We start from the raw sequence: 17,820 nt of genomic DNA on the forward strand, positions 1-17,820 counted from the left end.
TTCGGCCGGGTCAGCCGCCCGCACCGGCGGGCCGGGCGGCGGAGGCGCACGAAAGCGGTTTCGACGGGGACGCGATGGGCAGGTTGAGCGTGACCGGCCCGGCGTCGCGGAAGACGAACGTAACCGGCATCAACTGGCCGGGCCACACGACCGACTTCAGCCCCTGGAGGGTCACCGAAGCGTGCCCGATCTTGTTATCCGCGGCCTGGGTGACGCCGGTACCCGCGGCGGGACCGACCACGAGGGTGCTGCCGGCGACGACGGTCTTCTGGCCCCCGATGGTGCTCCCGGCGGCGTTCGGCGAGGTGACCGAGACCAGGTCGTCGTCCTTCGGGCCGCTGTTGGCGATGGTCAGCTTGAGCGGTGCGTCGGAGCCGGCGGTGTAGGCCTGCTCGCACTTGTCGTTGTTGGCCAGGCTCGCGTTGCGGACGGCGATCTGCCCCGCCTGTCCGAGCGCGCCGTTGACCGCAGGCAGCATGGTGTCGGTCTGGGTGATCTGGCCCGCGCCGCAGCCCGCGAGCATCAGGGCGGCCCCGAGGCCGAGCACGGCCGAGCCGAGCACACGACGTTTCACGGTCTTCAGTCCCTCCTAGAACCCGCACTACCAGTGGGCAGACTAGCCGGAGCCACGCGGGGTGGCGGAACCGGTGCCGATCCACACCCCCACGACCGTCCACAATGGATTCTTGATCAACCGGTGGACCACCTGCATGAGCACGCCGCCGGTTGGTTTGTCAACCCCCCGACTGGCCCGCAATACGGCCCTGACCTGCGAGGACGATCGCGGCCCGCTAGGTGGGGTCAGGACCGGCGTGGTAATATGGAGCCAGCGAAAGGGGCAGAGGACACATGGTTTTCAAGGTCGGAGAGACCGTCGTCTACCCGCACCACGGTGCCGCACTCATCGAAGCCATCGAGACCCGGGTGATCAAGGGCGAGGAGAAACAGTACCTCGTCCTCAAGGTCGCGCAAGGGGATCTCACGGTTCGCGTGCCCGCCGACAACGCCGAGATCGTCGGCGTGCGGGATGTCGTAGGCCAGGATGGTCTGAACCGCGTTTTCGACGTGCTGCGGGCGCCGCACACCGAAGAGCCCACGAACTGGTCTCGACGGTACAAGGCCAACCTGGAAAAGCTCGCGTCGGGTGACGTGAACAAGGTGGCCGAAGTGGTGCGCGACCTTTGGCGGCGCGAGAAGGATCGAGGCCTTTCCGCTGGCGAGAAGCGGATGCTGGCCAAAGCCCGGCAGATCCTGGTGAGCGAGCTCGCCCTCGCCGAGGGAACCGACGAGGGTAAAGCCGAGACACTGCTCGACGAGGTGCTGGAGACCGCGACGGTGTAGGGCCCGTTCCGAGAAGTCGCGTGCCCGGGGTGAAAAAGACCACGTGCACGCCGATGCCGGAAAGTATGGCCACGTCCGCCGTTCATGCGGGGTCGCGGGAAGCCCCCGTGGCGGTGGAACACGGTCATATGACGGGAACGAAACGTAATCGTCCCAACGCGCGGTGTGCAGCGATACGCGCGTCAGGTCGTCCGGCATGAAGGTGGCCGCTCTACTCATCGCCGACACCACGGCGGTGGACGTTCGAATCCGCGGAGAGGCACTGCTCACGCATGCCCTTCGCGGTTTTGGGCTATCCGATCACATCGACCGCGTTGTCGTCGCGGCACCACCCACCGCCGAGCCGCTCGTACGGACGGTGAGCGGGTGCCTGCTGCTCCCGGCCGGTGCGACTCGTGCCGAGTCGGTCCGGCTGGCCTTCGAGGCGGCCGCAAGCTGCGACGTTTTTCTGGTGCACGACGCCGCACGTGCTTTCGTCCCACCGGCCACGATCGAAGCCGTGATCCAGGCGGTCTGCCAAGGGGCGGAGGCAGTCGCTCCCGTGTTACCCGTGACCGACACGGTGAAACTCGTCGGCCCCGACGGCGTCATCGCCGCAACCGAAGACCGCACCCGGCTTCGCATCCTCCAGACCCCGTTGGGCTTCGCCGCCAAGGTGCTGCGAGAAGCCTGCGACGCGGGACTCGACCCGTTGTCCTCCCCGCCGGGTACCGTCCTCCCGGTCCCCGGGCATCCGAACGCGATCAGGCTCGAGACACCCTTCGACGCTGCGGTGGCCGAGGCGTTGCTGCGCGAGGAACGAGACGAGGAGAGCGGACGAGCGTGAGGATCGGCACAGGGACCGACGTGCATCCCGTCGAGGACGGGCGCGAATGCTGGATCGCCGGCCTGTTCTGGGAGGGTGTGCCGGGTTGCGCGGGCCATTCGGACGGTGACGTGGCCACCCACGCGCTGTGTGACGCCATGCTGTCCGCGGCCGGGCTCGGCGACCTCGGCGCGGTCTTCGGGACCAGCGACCCGCGCTGGGCCGGAGCACACGGCCCGGCGTTCCTGGCCGAGGTTCGGCGCCTGATCGAAGCGGCGGGGTGGCGGCTCGGCAACGCTTCGGTGCAGGTCATCGGGAACGCGCCACGAATCGGAACCCGCCGTGCGGAGGCGCAGGAGGTGCTGAGCGAGGCGGCGGGCGGCCCGGTCAGCGTCAGCGGCACGACCACCGACGGACTCGGGCTGACCGGGCGTGGCGAGGGCGTGGCGGCGGTGGCGAGCGCGCTGCTACTTCCCGCGACGGCTACATCACATGTCGGGCCCGCCTGACCTTCCGCCCGGCTAGCCTGGTCCTGTGACGATTCAGGCCGTGATGTTCGACTTCTCCGGCACGGTGTTCCGGCTGGAGCAGGACGCGAGTTGGCTTGCCGATTTCACCGACGAAGACGGGGTCGCCTTCGATGTGGAGGCGCAGACCGAAATCGTGCGGCGGATGACCGCCCCCACCGGTCAGGTCGTGCAACTTTCAGAGGAGTACCAGTACGCCTGGGACAACCGCGACCTCGATCCCGGACTGCACCGCAAGATCTACCTCGAGGTCCTGCAACGCTCCGGGCTGCCCGCCAAGCACGCGCACACGCTCTACTCCAGGCTGATCGATCCCCATGAATGGACGCCTTATCCCGACACCGAAGCCGTGCTGAAAAGCGTGTCCGGCAAGGGACTGAAAGTGGGCGTGCTGAGCAACATCGCTTTCGACATCCGGCCCGCCTTCTCGAGTCGCGGTTTGGCCGAGCACGTCGACGAATTCGTGCTCTCCTTCGAGGAAGGGGCCATCAAGCCGGATCCGGTGATCTTCGAAACGCTGCTGGACCGGCTGGGCGTCCCGCCGGAGAACACATTGATGGTCGGTGACAGCGAGGAGGCCGACGGAGGCGCGCGGGCGCTCGGTTGCCCCTTCGCACTGGTCGAGCCGCTGCCGACACACCAGCGTCCGGACGGCCTGCTCACCGCGCTTCGCGAGCACGGGGTCCTCTGAGAATAAGGGGGAAACCGGGCGGCCCGCCCGGTGCCGGGGGCCAGCCTCTACCATTTCAGGGTGGCCCTTCACCTTTACGACACCGCGACCAGGAGCGTGCGGGAATTTCACCCCGTCCGGAGCGGAATGGCGTCCATGTACGTCTGTGGGGCCACCGTGCAGGGAGTGCCGCACATCGGGCATGTGCGAGGCGCGCTGAACTACGACGTCCTGCGCCGCTGGCTGATCCACAATGGACTCGAAGTCCGGCTGGTGCGCAATGTCACCGACATCGACGACAAGATCCTGACCAAGGCCGCCGACGCGGATTATCCCTGGTGGGAGTGGGCGTTCCAGCACGAGCGAGCGTTCGAGGACGCCTATGCCGTGCTGGGCTGCCTGCCCCCGTCGATAGCGCCGCGCGCGACCGGGCACGTGACACAGATGGTCGAACTGATGGGGCGGCTGATCGACTCCGGTCATGCCTACGCCTCCGGTGGCGACGTTTATTTCGCGGTGAAAACCTTTCCGGGCTACGGCGAGCTTTCCCGCCAGCGACTCGACGAGGTCCAGCAGGGCGAGACGCTGGGCGAAGGCAAGCGGGATCCGCGTGACTTCACGCTGTGGAAGAGCGCCAAACCCGGTGAGCCGTCCTGGCCGACGCCGTGGGGGCAGGGCCGGCCGGGCTGGCATCTGGAATGCTCCGCGATGGCGACCGCCTATCTCGGCGCCGAGTTCGACATCCATGGCGGTGGGGTGGATCTGGTCTTCCCGCACCACGAGAACGAGCGCGCCCAGTCCCAGGCGGCCGGCGACCCGTTCGCCCGGTACTGGCTGCACAACGCCTGGGTGACGCTGTCCGGCGAGAAGATGTCGAAGTCGCTGGGCAACGTCGTGTCGATCGAGCACATGCTCGAGCGGCACCGGGCGGCCCACCTGCGTTACTACCTGATCCAGCCGCACTACCGCTCGACCATCGAGTACTCCGACGCCGCGCTTTCCGAAGCGGCCCAGGGCTACCGGCGGATCGAGCAGTTCCTGCGGCGCGTGACCGGCCGGACCGGACCGGTCACGCCCGGCAGACTGAGCGCTCCGTTCGTCGAAGCGATGGACGACGACCTCGCCACCCCGGCCGCGATCGCCGCGGTGCACGCCGTGGTGCGCGAGGGCAACGCCGCCTTCGACAACGGCAACGACGCCGAGGCCCGGTCCGCGGCCGGTTCGGTGCGCGCGATGATGGGCGTGCTCGGGCTCGATCCGCTGGCCCCCGAGTGGGCGGAGTCCTCCGATTCGGGTACCCCCACCCGGCAGGCGCTGGAGAAACTGGTGGACGACATGCTCACCGAGCGCCAAGAGGCCCGGGCGGCACGTGACTTCGCGCGCGCGGACGCGGTGCGCGATCGTCTGCTCGAGGCCGGCATCACCGTCGAAGACACCCCCGACGGTCCATTGTGGACTGTAAAGGACGTTTGATTCTCATGGCTGGCAACTCCCGGCGCCGGGGCGCGGTGCGCAACACAGGTTCGAAGAAGGGTGCCGTCGTCGGTTCCGGCGGCCAGCGCCGCCGGGGCCTGGAAGGCAAGGGGCCGACTCCGCGCGCGGAGATGCGTCCCGGCCATCCGGCCCAGCGGCGCGCCGCGGCCGCCGCGAAGGCGGCACAAGGCCGTGACCGCAAGCCCGAAGGGCCCGAAGTGATCGCCGGACGCAACCCGGTGGTCGAGGCCCTGCGCGCCGGCGTGCCGGGCACGACGTTGTTCGTCGCGCTCAACATCGACGCCGACGACCGCGTCACCGAAGCGGTGCGCCTGGCCGCGGACAAGGGCATCTCGGTGCTGGAAATCCCGCGCGAGGAGCTTGATCGCAAGACCAACCGCGCCGTGCACCAGGGCCTCGGGCTTCAGGTGCCGCCGTTCGAGTACGCGCACCCCGATGACCTGATGGCGCTCGCGCGTGACTCGGGTGAGCCGCCGCTGCTGGTCGCGCTGGACGGGGTGACCGATCCGCGGAACCTGGGCGCGGTGGTGCGGTCGGCGGCGGCGTTCGGCGCGCACGGAGTGCTGCTGCCCGCGCGACGCAGCGCGGGCATCACGGCCGTGGCGTGGCGGACGAGCGCCGGGACCGCGGCGAAGCTCCCCATCGCGGTCGCCACGAACCTCACCCGTCAGCTCAAGGCGTGGGCGAGCGAAGGACTGATGATCGCCGGGCTGGACGCCGACGGGAGCGTCGACATCGACGGTCTGGACCTCGCGGCCGATCCGCTGGTCGTGGTGGTCGGCTCCGAGGGACGGGGGCTGTCCCGGCTGGTCCGGGAAACCTGTGACGTCACCGTCTCCATCCCGATGGCCGCCGGAGTCGAGTCGCTCAACGCGTCCGTGGCCGCCGCCGTCCTGCTCGCCGAGGTCGCGCGCCGCCGCCGTATCGCCGGGCGGGTCTGAGCCCGGCACGCGCCCGGTCAGTCGGCGAAGGTGCGGAGCGCTTCCGGGCGGTGGATGGTCAGGCGCCGGCGTGCGGTGCTGATCACGCCCGCTTCGCGGAGCGCCCGGAGGGTACGCGCGGCCGCCTCGCGCGAGGCGGCCACCATGCCGGCGATGTCCTGCTGGCTGATCCGCAGCGCCACCACCACACCGTCCGACGTGGTCACTCCATAACGGTCGGCGAGATCGGCCAGCAGTTCGACGATCCGGCCCGCCGTGGTCCGGTCGGCGAACTGGCGCCGCCGCGCGTCGGCCGCCCGCAGCCGGCCGGTGATGACCCGGGAGACGACGGTCGCGATGCCGGGGTGCCCGCGCAGCAGACGGCTGAACTGCTCGGCGGTCAGGTAGAGCGCGGTCACGACGTCGACCGCGATGACCGCGCCGGAGCGTGGGCCACCGTCCATCGCCGCGATTTCGCCGATGATGTCGCCGGGTCCACAGACGTTGAGTACTGCCTCGTGCCCGCCCGGTCCGGCCGTCGTGACCTTCGCCCAGCCCGACACGATCACCAGCACCGAACGCGCCCGGTCTCCCTCGCTCATCAGCACGGTCCCCGAGCGGAACCGGCGCACGAGCGCGGCGGCACGGATCACTTCCCGCTGCGTCGGGTCCAGCATTCCCCAGAAATCCGTGGAAGCCATAGCGGCCCCTCTCCCACCGGCGTTCCTTCTGACGATGGTATGGACAAAATGCCGGACGGGGTAGCAGGTCCGGACATCACCACCGCTTCCGGACACCCGTGCGCCACGGCCCTCAGGCCGATCGAGGAGCAGCATGCACGTGCGGGGACGGTTCCAACGGAACGGACTCGGCCGCCGACCGGGAATATTCGCGGAGCCGTGACCGCCGTGGCCCACCCCGTGTGCCCCACTGATCCGGCTCTGGCTCACGAGCCGCACCCGGAACCGGAATTCGGAACGCGGAGGTCCTACGACGGCAAGCGCCGCTGGGCGAACCCGCGATTGACGCTCCAGAGGACTCCCGTAGTGGACAATCATCGCAACGATACTGGCCACTTTTTGACCAGTTGACCGCCGGACGCGGCCGGACGCAGGGCCGAACAGGTGAACGCGGCAGGGGCAGATGGATCAGGCATGAACACCGTCCAAGACTGGTCGACGTGGCGACACCCCACGGCCGGTGGCCGGTCTTCAGGCGCCGTGCCCGTCGAGCCGGCCGCACCGGTCCCGGCCGTCGTGGGGGCGGCCGGGACCGGAGGTGGTCGCCATGCTCGCGAAGGATCCGGACTCGGTGAGGAAGACATGACCTGATCGGGCGGACTGTGTCAGTTGACACGGAAACCACGGCGGTTTCCCGGAAAGCTCGTCCCCGTCGAGGACGGATACCGGGGAGAGGAGGCGCCGGCGTGGAACCACATGCCTTCGCTGTGTTGACGACGTTGCCGTGGTGATCGCCTCCGGTGGCCACGGCCGCCTAGAGGGGGCGGTGGGGCAGGCTTGGGTGTCGCCGGTCCCACCGTCGTGAGGGGGCGGACGGCCGTCTTCCCAGCGCCGCGACCGGCGCGGGGAAGGCGGCTGTTCGTGTCTCAGTGCTTGCTGTGAACGCGCCCAGCCGGTTACTTTGCCCAGGTAACTCGCGATTCGCAGAGGGTCTGTCAGCGCCACTGGACGCCGTAGCCGAGCCCCTGCGTCAGATTCCGGAACTCCCAACGGACTTCGCCGGCCGCGTCGGCCGTCAGAAGCTCCCCGCACGGACGGCCGTCATCCACCACGCGCATGGGAACCCCGGCGACCAGCCAAATCGACCCCGGCACGCGCGCCGGGTCGAACCGGACGCGCACCTCGAACCGGTCGCTGCGCCGGTAGGGCACGAGCACGTAGTGCGGCCGCATCGGCTGCCCGGGCGGAATCCGCATTTCGATTCCGTAGTCGTGGGCCTGCCCCGCGCTCAGCGAGGTGGGCAGCGCGATGGCGAAGCGGAAATGGCTTTCCGACGGATGTTCCCGCCGCACGAGCCGTCCGCCGTAGAGCACCGAAACGCCGAGTTCGTGCGCGGTCGTCCGGTCGGCGGGATGCCGGGGCACGCTCACCGACGGGATGATCTCGTCGACGCCGTCCCTGGTCGCGATGATCCTGCGCCGCTCCTGTACCACCGGCGACAGCGAATCCAGGCGCACCAAGGCATCGAAGGAGGCCACGTACCAACCGTCGTCGGGAACGCTTTCCCCGGCGGCTTCGGCGAGCAGCGCACAGGCCTCGTCGGCGCGCCTGCGCGCCGTGCGCTCGTCACGGCCGAGATGCGCGGCCAACCAGTTCATCCGCTCCTTGAGCAGCGCGTGGCGGGCCTCGGGGTGGATCGCCAGCGCCGCGGTGAGCGCCAGACCGAGGTCGCCGGGGAGCCGCGTGGCCAGTTCGCCGAGACGCCGGCCGAGCTTGCGCCGCACGACGGCGGGCTCGTCATGTTCGGCGATGTTGCACAGCAGACGCAGCCTCGGCCCGGCCAGGACCTCGATGTTCGGAGCGAGCACACCCCGGCCCCGGCGCAGGCGCTTGAGTTCGTCCACCAGTGTCGGCATCGTCTTCAGGCTAACGGGGGCGTCAGGCTAAGGTCAGCACGCTTGTCCGTAACACGGGGGGCCATCACACCGATGTCGTTCGTCTCGCCACTGTTTCTGTGGTACTTCCTGCCCGCACTGCTCGTCGCGGTGCTGGTTCTACCACGAAGCTGGCGCAACGGCGTGGTGGCGGTGGGCAGTCTGGTCTTCTACGCCTGCGGCGCGGGCGCGTTCACGTTCCTGCTCCTCGCCTGCATGGTGGTCAACTTCGTGGCCGGAACGGTGCTCGAGCCACAACGCTGGGGCAGCCCCACCACCCGGCGGCCGCTGCTGATCGGCGTGATCTGCTTCGACGTCGCGATCCTGCTGGTCTGGAAGTACGCCGGCTTCGCCACCCAGCAACTCGACTTCCTCGCGAAGGTCTTCGGTGGGGACTTCCCGGTCCTGCGCCTGGCGTTGCCGATCGGCATCTCGTTCTTCACCTTCCACCACATTTCCTATGTGGTGGACATCTACCGCGGCGAGCGCCCGGCGCTGCGGAACCCGGTGTCGTTCATCACCTACATCGCGATGTTCCCGCAGTTGGTGGCCGGGCCGATCGTGCGCTACCGCGAAATCGCCGACCAGCTCCCGCAACACCGCTCGCACCGGCTCGACGACATCGCCGCCGGCTTCCCCCGGTTCGCGCTCGGCCTGTGCAAGAAGACGATCATCGCCGACTCGCTGAGCCCGATGGTCGAGGCCTGTTTCGCCACCTCGGCGAACAACATGACCTTCGGCATCGCCTGGCTCGGCGCGGTCGGGTACACGCTTCAGCTGTTCTTCGACTTCTCCGGCTACTCCGACATGGCCATCGGCCTGGGCCGGATGCTGGGCTTCCGGCTGCCGGAGAACTTCGCTCGCCCGTACTCGTCGGTCACGGTCACCGAGTTCTGGCGGCGATGGCACATGTCGTTGTCCCGCTGGTTCCGCGACTACGTCTACATCCCCTTGGGCGGCAACCGGTCCGGCGCCGCGAAGACCTACCGCAACCTGTGCGTCGTGTTCGTGCTGACCGGTCTGTGGCACGGCGCGAACTGGACTTTCCTGGTGTGGGGCTGTTATCACGGCGCGCTGCTGATCATCGAGCGCGCGTTCGCCCTCGACGAGACCCCGCAGGGCCGCGTCCCACGGATCGCGCGGCGGGCGCTGACCCTGGTCCTCGTCGTGTTCGGCTGGGTGTTCTTCAAGTCCTCCGACATCGGGCACGCGCTGACCATGATCGGCCACATGTTCCTGCCGGACTTCTCGGGTCTCACCGACGTGGTCGGCGCGGCGCTGACCCATCAACGCCTGGTGATCCTGCTCGCCGCGCTCGCCGTGGTGTTCCTGCCCGCGCATCCGGTGACCGGCCCGCTCCTGGAGTCCTCCCGAAGCCGTCCGGCCACCAGCCTGCGCGTCGGCGTGATGACCGCCGGCCTGGCCTACGCCGCGATTCTGGTGGCCAACGGCACCTTCAGCCCGTTTCTCTATTACCAGTTCTGAGTCTTCCGTCCGGCCGAGGACCGGATAACGGACACGTCACGAATTGCTCGTGAGGGATTCCCCTCCGATCCGTCAAAGAAGATGACCGGCCAGGCAAAAGCGATCCGATTCAGTGGTAAAGGGCACGACAAAGGGTGCGGGCTCGACGAGCCCGCACCCTTTGTCAGTGGTGCCGGTTACGGCTCCAGAACCGCTTCCGAAACCTCCAGTTCGGTGCGCTCGGCCTCGATCGCCTCGTGGACCTCTTCGGTCCGCATGGCCTGGGTGACGGCCCAGTAGAAGATCACGAGGTTGAACACGACCACCACGCCGAGGTCGACCCACTCCGGCAGGAGGTTGATGTTCCCGCTCTCGCCGTAGCGGCCGAGATAGCCGATCAGCACGTTGCCCGCCAGCCACGGCACGATCCACAGCGCGTTGCGCGGCGAGAGCTTCGGCCGGTCGGACTTCGATTCGGTGGCCCGGGTGACGAAGAGCACGATCAGGCCCAGGACCATGGTGACGACGATCTTCCAGGTGATGTCGAAGCCGCTCCAGTAGATGATCAGGTTCGCGGCGACGAACCCGGCCGGAGCCAGCACCTGCGGCGCGGGCGTGCGGTACGGACGCGGGCGGTCCGGGTCGCGCCGGCGCAGCGCGATCAGCGAGACCGGCGCGAACGCGTACATGATCGCGGTCGCCGACGTGATCACGCTGACCAGAGACTGCCAGCTCGGGAACGGCAGGAACGAGATCTCACCGACCACGAACGACAGCACGATCGACCACACCGGGACACCCCGGAGGCTCAGCTTGCCCAGCCCCTTCGGCATCTGCTTGTCCCTGCCGAGTGCGTAGGCGAGACGCGCCGAGGTGCCGAGGTAGAGCAGGCCGGTGCCGGCGGGCGAAACGAACGCGTCGGCGTAGAGGATGTAGGACAGCCAGGCCGCGCCTGCCAGCGTCGCCAGGGTCGCGTACGGCCCGAAGGCGCCCTTCTCGATCGGGTTCGACCAGTCGTGCGCGATGCTCGACGGGTCGAGCGCTCCGATGAAGGCGATTTCCAGGCCCAGGTAGACGATCGTGCCGATGATCATCGCGACGAGGATCGCGCGCGAGAGGTCACGCTGCGGATCTCGCGCCTCACCTCCGACCTGCACGGCTTGCTCGAAGCCCTGGAGGGCGAAGACCACACCGACCGGGAGCGCGGCGAACACACCGTGGGCCCCGGACGGGGCGAAGCCGCCACCGGCACTGAAGTTGCCCGGGTGGAACCGCAGGGACAGCAGCACGCCGATGGTCAGCACCGGCACGGCCGTCTTCCAGATGACCGTGGCCGAGTTGCTCTCCGACAGCAGCTTCACGCCGACGAGGTTGATGAACGTGAACACCGCCATCAGCAGCGTGGCCCAGCCGAAGCCGCTCACGGTCAGCGTGTCGTCGGCGTGGAGCAGGTTCAGGTTGTCCTTGACCCACGAGATGTTGTCCAGGTACTCCAGGCTGGCCTCGACCTCGACCGGCGCGAGCGCGACCGCCTGCAGCCAGGCGACCCAGCCCCCGGCGAAGCCCGCGAGCGCGCCGAACGCGATCCGCGGGAACCGCGCCGTACCACCGGCCACCGGGTAGGCGGCACCGAGTTCGGCGTGCACCAGCGCGAGCGTCGCCATGATCACCGCGGTCAGCACCCACGAGAGGACCGACGCCGGGCCCGCGACCTTGGCCGCCTTGAGCGCGCCCAGCAGCCAGCCCGAGCCGATGATCGACCCGAGCGACACGAACATCAGGCCGTAGAAGCCGATCGACCTTTGTAGCCGGCGCGAGTCCGATTTTGTCGTCTCGACTGACGTATCCATCAAAACCCCGATTTCCGAGTTGCTCCCTATTTCGCGCCCCGCGCGGCACGGTTGCGGTAGCAACGATCAACCACACGAATGACGCGAACCATAGCGCGCAATGATGTCGAACTTCGGGGTGGGCGGGAATGAGCGGAATGTAACGGAACGGTTTCATCAGATCGAATGAGGCCCGATCCGGGAACTCCACCGCTCTGACGTGCGCATTTCCGGGAACCGAGTGAACGGGCATTTTTATCCGATATCAACACGATCGTGTAATTTGTCCGTTGTCTGCGATCGAAGTAGGCCGCGAGACGAAGAGGTATGAACCATGCGTTTCACGCGGCCCGCCGGGCCCCAGGCGTGGCGGGCCTGCCACGCGCACGCCCGGGAATGAAGTCCACTATGGACAGTAACGATCCGCGACAGGATGATCACGGATCGCTGGAAAACGACGGCTTCGGTGTCTGGAGTTCCGGAGCCGGAAAACGTTTACAGACCACGCGCCCCGGTGCACAGGGCACCGGGGCGCGATCTCGAGATGTTGCCTCCGCGGTGTGTGCCCGCCTCGGACGGGCGGGCACAGAACGTTTCGCGCGGGGCCCTCGTCAGGCCGAAACCTCTTCGGGGGCCGGCATGGTCTCCTCCTCCGCGGCCGCGGCGGCGGGCACCATGTGCTTGAGCGCCTCTTGAAGCGCGGTGTTCGTGGCGGTGAGGCGTTCGGTGACCTCGCGGCGGAACTCGAAGGCCTGCGTCCGGGCGTGCTCGGCTTCCGCCAGCTGACGTTCGGCGTCGGTCACCAGGCGAGTCGCCCGCTCCTCCGCCTCGCCGGTCTGCGCGGCGAGCCGTTCCTCGGTCTCCGAAACCTGGGTGGCAAGGGATTCTTCGGTCTCGGAAACCTTCCTCGCGAGCGAGTCCTCGGTCTCCGACACCTTCCTGGCGAGCGAGTCCTCGGTCTCGGAAACCTTCTTGGCCAGCGCGTTCTCGGTCTCGGTGACCTTCCGCTCCAGCGCCTCGGTGGTCTCGGCGGTCTTCCGCGCGAGCGCCTCGTCGACCTCGGCGGTCTTCTGCGCGAGCGAGTCGTTGGTCGCCTTCTCCGCCGCGGCACGGCGTTCGGCGGCCTCGCTGTCGAGCCGGTTCCGCTCCTGCTCGGCCTCACTGTCGAGCCGCTCGATCTCGCCGCGCGCCTGGGCCATCAGGTCGTCGTGCTCGGCCCTGAGCCTCGCGGTGAGGTCCTGGTACTCCGCCTCGAGTTCGGAGCGCCGCTGCTCGATCTCCGCCTCACGGTCGGCGACCCATTTGTCGGTCGCCTTGCGGGTGTCGAGGTCGTACTTCTCGGCCTCGGCGCGGATCTGCGCCCCCTGCTCTTCGGCGCGGGCGCGAAGTTCGGCGATCTCCTCCTCGGCGAGCTGCATCATGGTGCGCACGCGCTCGGTCATCGTGGCCGCGGAGTTCGGGTCCGTCGCCATGCGGGACAGCGCGGCCTTCGCCTCCGACAGCTCCTGCTGCGCGTAGGAGAGTGCCTTGGAGAGCTCGGAAACAGAGGACAGCGCGTCGTCGCGGCTGGCGCTCAGTTCTTTGAGCTCCGAGGACAGCTGGGAAAGCCGTTCGTCGACGGGCGGGCGGTCGTAACCGCGGAAGACCAAGGGGAACTGAGGAGCACCCACGGAAGGCTCCATGGATTGAATGGGCGTCTGGGCTGGAGGCATGCGGCGACCTTAGTAGGTCTCCGCAGCGCTTTCCATACCGCCATTCGGTTGTTCACGCTGTGTTCCTACAGGGCATGACCGCGTTGGCAAGCCTACAAGAACCTCGGCTCACCGTCGACTGGCCCGAGCCTGGTGTGGCGAGGACCGAGGGAGACCGGCCCCGGAGCGGGCGGTCATCGGCGGCATCGTGGGTGAGCTGCGGGTACTTCACCTCCGGCACGTCCGCCCCGCCCCGTATTGTCCCCAGCGTGGACCTGTTGCTCTACGTCGCGATCCCGTTCGTCGCCGCGCTGATCGGCTACGTCACCAAGCGGGTCGCGATCGAGATGATGTTCCGGCCGCTGGAGTTCCGGGGCATCCGTGGTCTGCACCTCGGCTGGCAGGGCGTGGTCCCCCGGCACGGCGGCCGGATGGCGGCGATCGCGACCGATCTGCTCACCGCCAACCTGCTCGATCTCGACGAGATCTTCGCGCGCGTCGACCCGGACCGGATCACTCGCGAAATCGAGCAACCGTTGCTGCGGGCCATCGACGAGATCACCCGCGACGTACTCGCCGAATGTCACCCGGCGCTGTGGGAGGCGCTGCCGGCGATGGCGCGCGAGCTCGTCATCAAGCAGTTGCAGGCCGGGGCTCCGCGCCTGGTGCGCGAACTGATGGCCGACATCCGCGGCAATCTGAGTTCGGTCCTCGACGTCAAGCACACCACCGTGCAGAACCTCACCCGCGACCCGGCTCTGCTGGTCCGGCTGATCCGCGAGACCTCCCGGCCGGAAATGGCCTTCATCGCCCGGTGCGGCATCTACTTCGGGTTCACGCTCGGGCTGGTGCAGACCGCGGTGTGGGCGCTCACCCGGAACCCGTTGGTGCTGCCCTTGTTCGGCGGTGGCATCGGCCTGCTCACCGACTGGCTGGCGATCAAGCTGATCTTCGTGCCACGCGAGCCGGTGCGCCTCGCCCGGTTCACCCTGCACGGGAAGTTCCAGCGCAGGCACGCCGAAGTGGCCCGGCAGTACGCCGATCTCGTGGCGCACGAGGTGCTCACGGTGCCGAACCTGGTGCAGGGCATCCTCCGCGGGCCACGCTCGGACCGGCTGGTCGCGCTGATCCGCCGGGCGGTGACCAAGACCCTGGAGGACACCGTCGAGCAGCCGCTGGTCAGGCCGGTCGTCGCGGCGACGATCGGCTCGGCGCGGATGCGCGAGATCAAGGACGCCGCCGCGGTCCGCGCGCTGGAACGGTTGCCCAGCACGCTGCGGCCTGCCGAGGGCTACCTGACCGAGGCGATGGATGTGGCGAACATGGTGGAACAGCGCATGCTCGCGCTCACCCCGCTCGAGTACGAAGGACTGCTGCGACCGGCCTTCCGGCAGGAAGAATGGAAGCTCATCACGGTCGGCGCGGTGATCGGTTTCCTCGTCGGTGAGCTCCAGGTCGTGCTCATGCTGCACTGACGACACACCGCCGGCCCGAGTGGTCGTGCCGGAAACCGGTGCGAACACCGGCTTTCCCCACACGTGATCGGCCGACCGGATACCGTGGCCGGGTGGCGCAAGAACCCCCGCAGCTTCCCGCCGTACACGAAGCCTGGCTCCCCCGGGAACACGCGTTGCACCGCCCACGGCACGGCGGCAGGCAGCTGACCGCGTTGATCTGCGCGGTGGTGTTCTTCGCGACGCCGACTCTGATGTGGGTGTTCGGTGCCCGGCCCGGTGAGATCGAAAATCACCGCCTCGCCGGTTTCCCCAGCCTGGGCGACGGCTGGGCGTTCTTCACCGGCCTGCCCAGCTGGGCCACCGATCAGCTCACCTTCCGCGCCGCGGCGATCCAGGCCGCGGACGGCATCAGTGAGACGGTCTTCGGCGAGTCCGCGCCGCACGACCAGAGTGGCTCGACCAATTCCGGCCCGCTGCCCGGCAGTCCTCCGCCGGCGGGCGGTGAACCCGCGCCCGTCAACGGGGGCACGGGGCCGCTGGACCAGGCCGGGTACCGCCAGGTCATCGAGGGCAGCAACGGCTGGCTCTATTACGGCATCGACGCCGAGGCGAAGTGCGCGCCGTCCCGCCAGCTCACGGAGACGATCGCCCGGATCAAGGAACTGCGCGACATCGTGCAGAGTTCGGGCCGGAAGTTCGTCTGGGTGGTGCCGCCCGACAAGTCGACCATGGTGCCGCAGTTCCTGCCCGCGAGTTATCCGGGCAAGGACTGCCAGCAGGCCGCCGAGGCCCCGCTCTGGGCACAGGTCGACGGCGCCGGAGCGGTGGACCTCCGTGCCGCGCTGCAGGAGGCGGAGCGCCAGCTGGGTCATCCCGTCTATCACCCGAACGACACCCACTGGACCGACGAGGGCGGCCTGGTGATGGCCGCCGCGACGGCCAACGCCGTCGAACCCGGTGTCACCCAGACCTGGAAATGGGGCCCGGTGGGCAGCTACACCGTCTCGGCCGACCTGCCGCCTCTGCTGGGCAAGCACGGCGACAAGACCAACGTGGTCTACGACCTCCGCCCCGACGGGATCACCGACCGCGCGGGCAAGATCAGCGAGATCGACACGCCGGTGGTCAGCAACGGCCCGCCCCTGACCGGCATGGTGGGCAAGAAGACCCTGGTCTACGGGGACTCCTTCACGATGGCGTCCTCGCGCTATCTGACCGGTGCCTTCTCCAACCTGACGATGCTCGCCTTCTACACCAACAAAACCAGCCAGGCGCAGGCGATCGACGAGTTCGTCAACTCCGACGTGGTGGTGCTGGAAACGGTGGAACGCAGCGTCTCCGGCGGCTACCTGCCGTTCTTCGACGAGGGTCTGCTCAACTCGCTACGGGCGAAACTGGCGCAACATCCGCTGCGGTGACCCGTCGCACCCGGTCTCGGCGATAGGTGATCAACCGGGCGATCAGGTAGATCAGGAACGAAATCGCGGTGACGAACGCGCTCACCGGTGCGCCGGGCGCGAGGGAGAGCACGATTCCGCCCAGTGCCGCGATTTCCGCGAACGCCACGGACAGCAGCGTCGCCCGCCACGGGCTCGCGGTCAGCCGGGTGGCCGCCGCGGCCGGGGTCACCATCAGCGCGACCACGAGCAGCGCGCCCACGATCTGCACGCCGAGCGCGGTGGCGACGCCGACCAGGACGGCGAACACCACGGACAGCAGCCGGGACGGCACTCCGCGGGCCGCCGCGACGTGCGGGTCGACGCCGGCGAACAGCAACGGCCGGTAGATCGCCGCCACGATCAGCAGCACCACGACGGCGGCCACGACGAGCACGAGAAGGTTGGTCGGCTGGACGGACACGATCTGGCCGACCAGGATGCCGAACTTGTTCACCGTGCGGCCCGGGTAGAACCACAGCAGCAGGACCCCGAGGCCCAGTCCGAACGACAGGATGGCGCCGATCACCGAATCACGTTCGGACTCGCGCCCACCGAGCAGACCGAGCAGCAGCGCCGCGATCACCGCGCCGGCCAGCGCGCCGAACTCGACGCCGACGCCCACCAGCAGCGCGGCGGCGGCACCGGTGAAGGCCAGCTCCGAAGTACCGTGCACGGCGAAGGACATCCGCCGCATGACCACGAGCGGGCCGAGGACGCCGGCCACCAGGCCGAGTACTCCCGCCGCGAGCAGCGCGGTGATGACGAACGGGAAGCCCAGCAGCTGCCAGGTCTGGCCGAAGTCGAAGATCTTGTCCATACTCACCTCACGACGCGACGTGGTGGGGTTCGTCCTCGCACAGCGCGCTGCGGGCCCCCGCGACATGGATCTGGCCGCCGACCCGGATCACCTCGACCGTCGTGCGGTACAGCTCGGACAGCGCCTCGGAGGTCATCACCTTCTCGGGCGTGCCGATCCGGAACCGGCCGTCGACGAGATAGAGCACGCGGTCCACATAGGGCAGCACGGGGTTGATCTCGTGAGTGACGAACAGCACGGCGGTGCCCGCTTCGCGGCGACGGCGGTCGATGAGTTCGCTGACCGCCCGCTGATGCGCGATGTCGAGCGAGAGGAGCGGTTCGTCGCACAGCAGCACGTCCGGCTCGCCGACCAGCGCCTGCGCCACCCGCAGTCGCTGTTGCTCACCGCCGGAAAGCGTGCCCACCGGGGCCTTGGCGTAGGACTCGGCGCCCACCGCCGCGATCGCGGCGGCCACCCGCCGGCGTCGCCGCCGGAACCTGCTCAGACCGGTACCCCAGCGGTGTCCGTCGAGCCCCAGCCCGACCAGGTCCACGCCGCGCAGGGTCGTCGCCTCCTGCATGGCCCGCTGTTGCGGCACGTAGCCGGGCGGGCGCCCACTGACGATCCTGGCCGTTCCCGAGGACAGATTCTGCAAGCCCAGCAACACTTTCAGCAGGCTGGTCTTGCCCGAACCGTTCGGGCCGAGGACCGCGACGAACTCGCCCGGCGCGACCGAAAGGTCGAGCCCGGACCACAGCATGCGGGAGCCG

General features: G+C 68.7%; 16 protein-coding genes. 9 read left to right on the forward strand and 7 right to left on the reverse strand.

Going from position 1 to position 17,820, the window contains the following annotated elements; all coding sequences use genetic code 11:
* Positions 1-10: 10 nt before the first annotated feature.
* Positions 11-574: a hypothetical protein gene (locus tag ACFSXZ_RS14365; protein ID WP_378265331.1), complete on the reverse strand. Its 564-nt coding sequence runs from the start codon at positions 572-574 to the stop codon at positions 11-13.
* Between the two features lie 275 nt (positions 575-849).
* On the opposite strand from ACFSXZ_RS14365, the gene ACFSXZ_RS14370 reads away from it, so the two are divergent.
* The 6 genes from ACFSXZ_RS14370 (at position 850) to rlmB (ending at position 5,778) form a co-directional block, all read left to right on the forward strand.
* Entirely contained in the window at positions 850-1,341 is a 492-nt protein-coding gene (locus ACFSXZ_RS14370) for a CarD family transcriptional regulator (protein WP_017985377.1), read from the forward strand.
* A 196-nt stretch (positions 1,342-1,537) separates the two neighbouring features.
* Positions 1,538-2,167 carry an IspD/TarI family cytidylyltransferase gene (locus ACFSXZ_RS14375; protein ID WP_378265333.1) on the forward strand — a complete coding sequence of 210 codons (630 nt, stop codon included), beginning with the start codon at positions 1,538-1,540 and terminating at the stop codon, positions 2,165-2,167.
* On the forward strand, positions 2,164-2,655 hold the full coding sequence (gene ispF, locus ACFSXZ_RS14380) for a 2-C-methyl-D-erythritol 2,4-cyclodiphosphate synthase (RefSeq protein WP_378265335.1): 492 nt from the start codon (positions 2,164-2,166) through the stop codon (positions 2,653-2,655). The genes ACFSXZ_RS14375 and ispF overlap by 4 nt, the downstream gene beginning before the upstream one ends.
* 25 nt (positions 2,656-2,680) lie before the next feature.
* On the forward strand, positions 2,681-3,364 hold the full coding sequence (locus tag ACFSXZ_RS14385; RefSeq protein WP_378265337.1) for an HAD family hydrolase: 684 nt from the start codon (positions 2,681-2,683) through the stop codon (positions 3,362-3,364).
* Between the two features lie 60 nt (positions 3,365-3,424).
* Entirely contained in the window at positions 3,425-4,816 is a 1,392-nt protein-coding gene (gene cysS, locus ACFSXZ_RS14390; protein ID WP_378265339.1) for a cysteine--tRNA ligase, read from the forward strand.
* 5 nt (positions 4,817-4,821) lie between these two features.
* Complete coding sequence (rlmB, locus tag ACFSXZ_RS14395) at positions 4,822-5,778, forward strand: 23S rRNA (guanosine(2251)-2'-O)-methyltransferase RlmB (protein ID WP_378265341.1); 957 nt, start codon at positions 4,822-4,824, stop codon at positions 5,776-5,778.
* Between the two features lie 17 nt (positions 5,779-5,795).
* Here rlmB and ACFSXZ_RS14400 read toward each other — a convergent pair whose 3' ends face one another.
* Positions 5,796-6,458 carry a Crp/Fnr family transcriptional regulator gene (locus ACFSXZ_RS14400; RefSeq protein WP_378265343.1) on the reverse strand — a complete coding sequence of 221 codons (663 nt, stop codon included), beginning with the start codon at positions 6,456-6,458 and terminating at the stop codon, positions 5,796-5,798.
* Between the two features lie 974 nt (positions 6,459-7,432).
* Positions 7,433-8,353 carry a hypothetical protein gene (locus tag ACFSXZ_RS14405; protein WP_378265345.1) on the reverse strand — a complete coding sequence of 307 codons (921 nt, stop codon included), beginning with the start codon at positions 8,351-8,353 and terminating at the stop codon, positions 7,433-7,435.
* 72 nt (positions 8,354-8,425) lie between these two features.
* On the opposite strand from ACFSXZ_RS14405, the gene ACFSXZ_RS14410 reads away from it, so the two are divergent.
* On the forward strand, positions 8,426-9,856 hold the full coding sequence (locus ACFSXZ_RS14410) for an MBOAT family O-acyltransferase (RefSeq protein ID WP_378266453.1): 1,431 nt from the start codon (positions 8,426-8,428) through the stop codon (positions 9,854-9,856).
* 176 nt (positions 9,857-10,032) lie between these two features.
* Here ACFSXZ_RS14410 and ACFSXZ_RS14415 read toward each other — a convergent pair whose 3' ends face one another.
* Positions 10,033-11,685 carry an APC family permease gene (locus ACFSXZ_RS14415; protein ID WP_378265346.1) on the reverse strand — a complete coding sequence of 551 codons (1,653 nt, stop codon included), beginning with the start codon at positions 11,683-11,685 and terminating at the stop codon, positions 10,033-10,035.
* 590 nt (positions 11,686-12,275) lie between these two features.
* A complete protein-coding gene (locus ACFSXZ_RS14420) occupies positions 12,276-13,334 on the reverse strand; it encodes a hypothetical protein (RefSeq protein ID WP_378265348.1) in 1,059 nt (352 codons plus the stop codon).
* Positions 13,335-13,624: 290 nt separating this feature from the next.
* Here ACFSXZ_RS14420 and ACFSXZ_RS14425 point away from each other — a divergent pair, with 290 nt between their 5' ends.
* Positions 13,625-14,830 (forward strand): DUF445 domain-containing protein, encoded by a 1,206-nt coding sequence (locus ACFSXZ_RS14425; protein WP_378265350.1) that lies wholly within the window; start codon positions 13,625-13,627, stop codon positions 14,828-14,830.
* A gap of 92 nt (positions 14,831-14,922) precedes the next feature.
* Positions 14,923-16,230 carry an alginate O-acetyltransferase AlgX-related protein gene (locus ACFSXZ_RS14430; RefSeq protein WP_378265352.1) on the forward strand — a complete coding sequence of 436 codons (1,308 nt, stop codon included), beginning with the start codon at positions 14,923-14,925 and terminating at the stop codon, positions 16,228-16,230.
* Here the strand turns inward: ACFSXZ_RS14430 and ACFSXZ_RS14435 are convergent.
* Positions 16,187-17,068, reverse strand: coding sequence for a metal ABC transporter permease (locus ACFSXZ_RS14435; protein ID WP_378266454.1), 882 nt, complete (start codon positions 17,066-17,068; stop codon positions 16,187-16,189). The genes ACFSXZ_RS14430 and ACFSXZ_RS14435 overlap by 44 nt on opposite strands.
* Before the next feature lie 7 nt (positions 17,069-17,075).
* On the reverse strand, positions 17,076-17,810 hold the full coding sequence (locus tag ACFSXZ_RS14440) for a metal ABC transporter ATP-binding protein (protein ID WP_378266455.1): 735 nt from the start codon (positions 17,808-17,810) through the stop codon (positions 17,076-17,078).
* Positions 17,811-17,820 lie beyond the last annotated feature (10 nt).

The sequence above is a fragment of the Amycolatopsis pigmentata genome (assembly GCF_042684065.1).
GTDB classification, from domain to species: domain Bacteria; phylum Actinomycetota; class Actinomycetes; order Mycobacteriales; family Pseudonocardiaceae; genus Amycolatopsis_E; species Amycolatopsis_E pigmentata.

Excerpts from the sequence above, each read along its gene's own strand:
- ACFSXZ_RS14370 (WP_017985377.1), top strand. The coding sequence starts at position 850 with ATGGTTTTCAAGGTCGGAGAGACCGTCGTCTACCCGCACCACGGTGCC.
- ACFSXZ_RS14375 (WP_378265333.1), top strand. The coding sequence starts at position 1,538 with ATGAAGGTGGCCGCTCTACTCATCGCCGACACCACGGCGGTGGACGTT.
- rlmB (WP_378265341.1), top strand. The coding sequence starts at position 4,822 with ATGGCTGGCAACTCCCGGCGCCGGGGCGCGGTGCGCAACACAGGTTCG.
- ACFSXZ_RS14400 (WP_378265343.1), bottom strand. The coding sequence starts at position 6,458 with ATGGCTTCCACGGATTTCTGGGGAATGCTGGACCCGACGCAGCGGGAA.
- ACFSXZ_RS14405 (WP_378265345.1), bottom strand. The coding sequence starts at position 8,353 with ATGCCGACACTGGTGGACGAACTCAAGCGCCTGCGCCGGGGCCGGGGT.
- ACFSXZ_RS14410 (WP_378266453.1), top strand. The coding sequence starts at position 8,426 with ATGTCGTTCGTCTCGCCACTGTTTCTGTGGTACTTCCTGCCCGCACTG.
- ACFSXZ_RS14415 (WP_378265346.1), bottom strand. The coding sequence starts at position 11,685 with ATGGATACGTCAGTCGAGACGACAAAATCGGACTCGCGCCGGCTACAA.
- ACFSXZ_RS14435 (WP_378266454.1), bottom strand. The coding sequence starts at position 17,068 with ATGGACAAGATCTTCGACTTCGGCCAGACCTGGCAGCTGCTGGGCTTC.
- ACFSXZ_RS14440 (WP_378266455.1), bottom strand. The coding sequence starts at position 17,810 with ATGCTGTGGTCCGGGCTCGACCTTTCGGTCGCGCCGGGCGAGTTCGTC.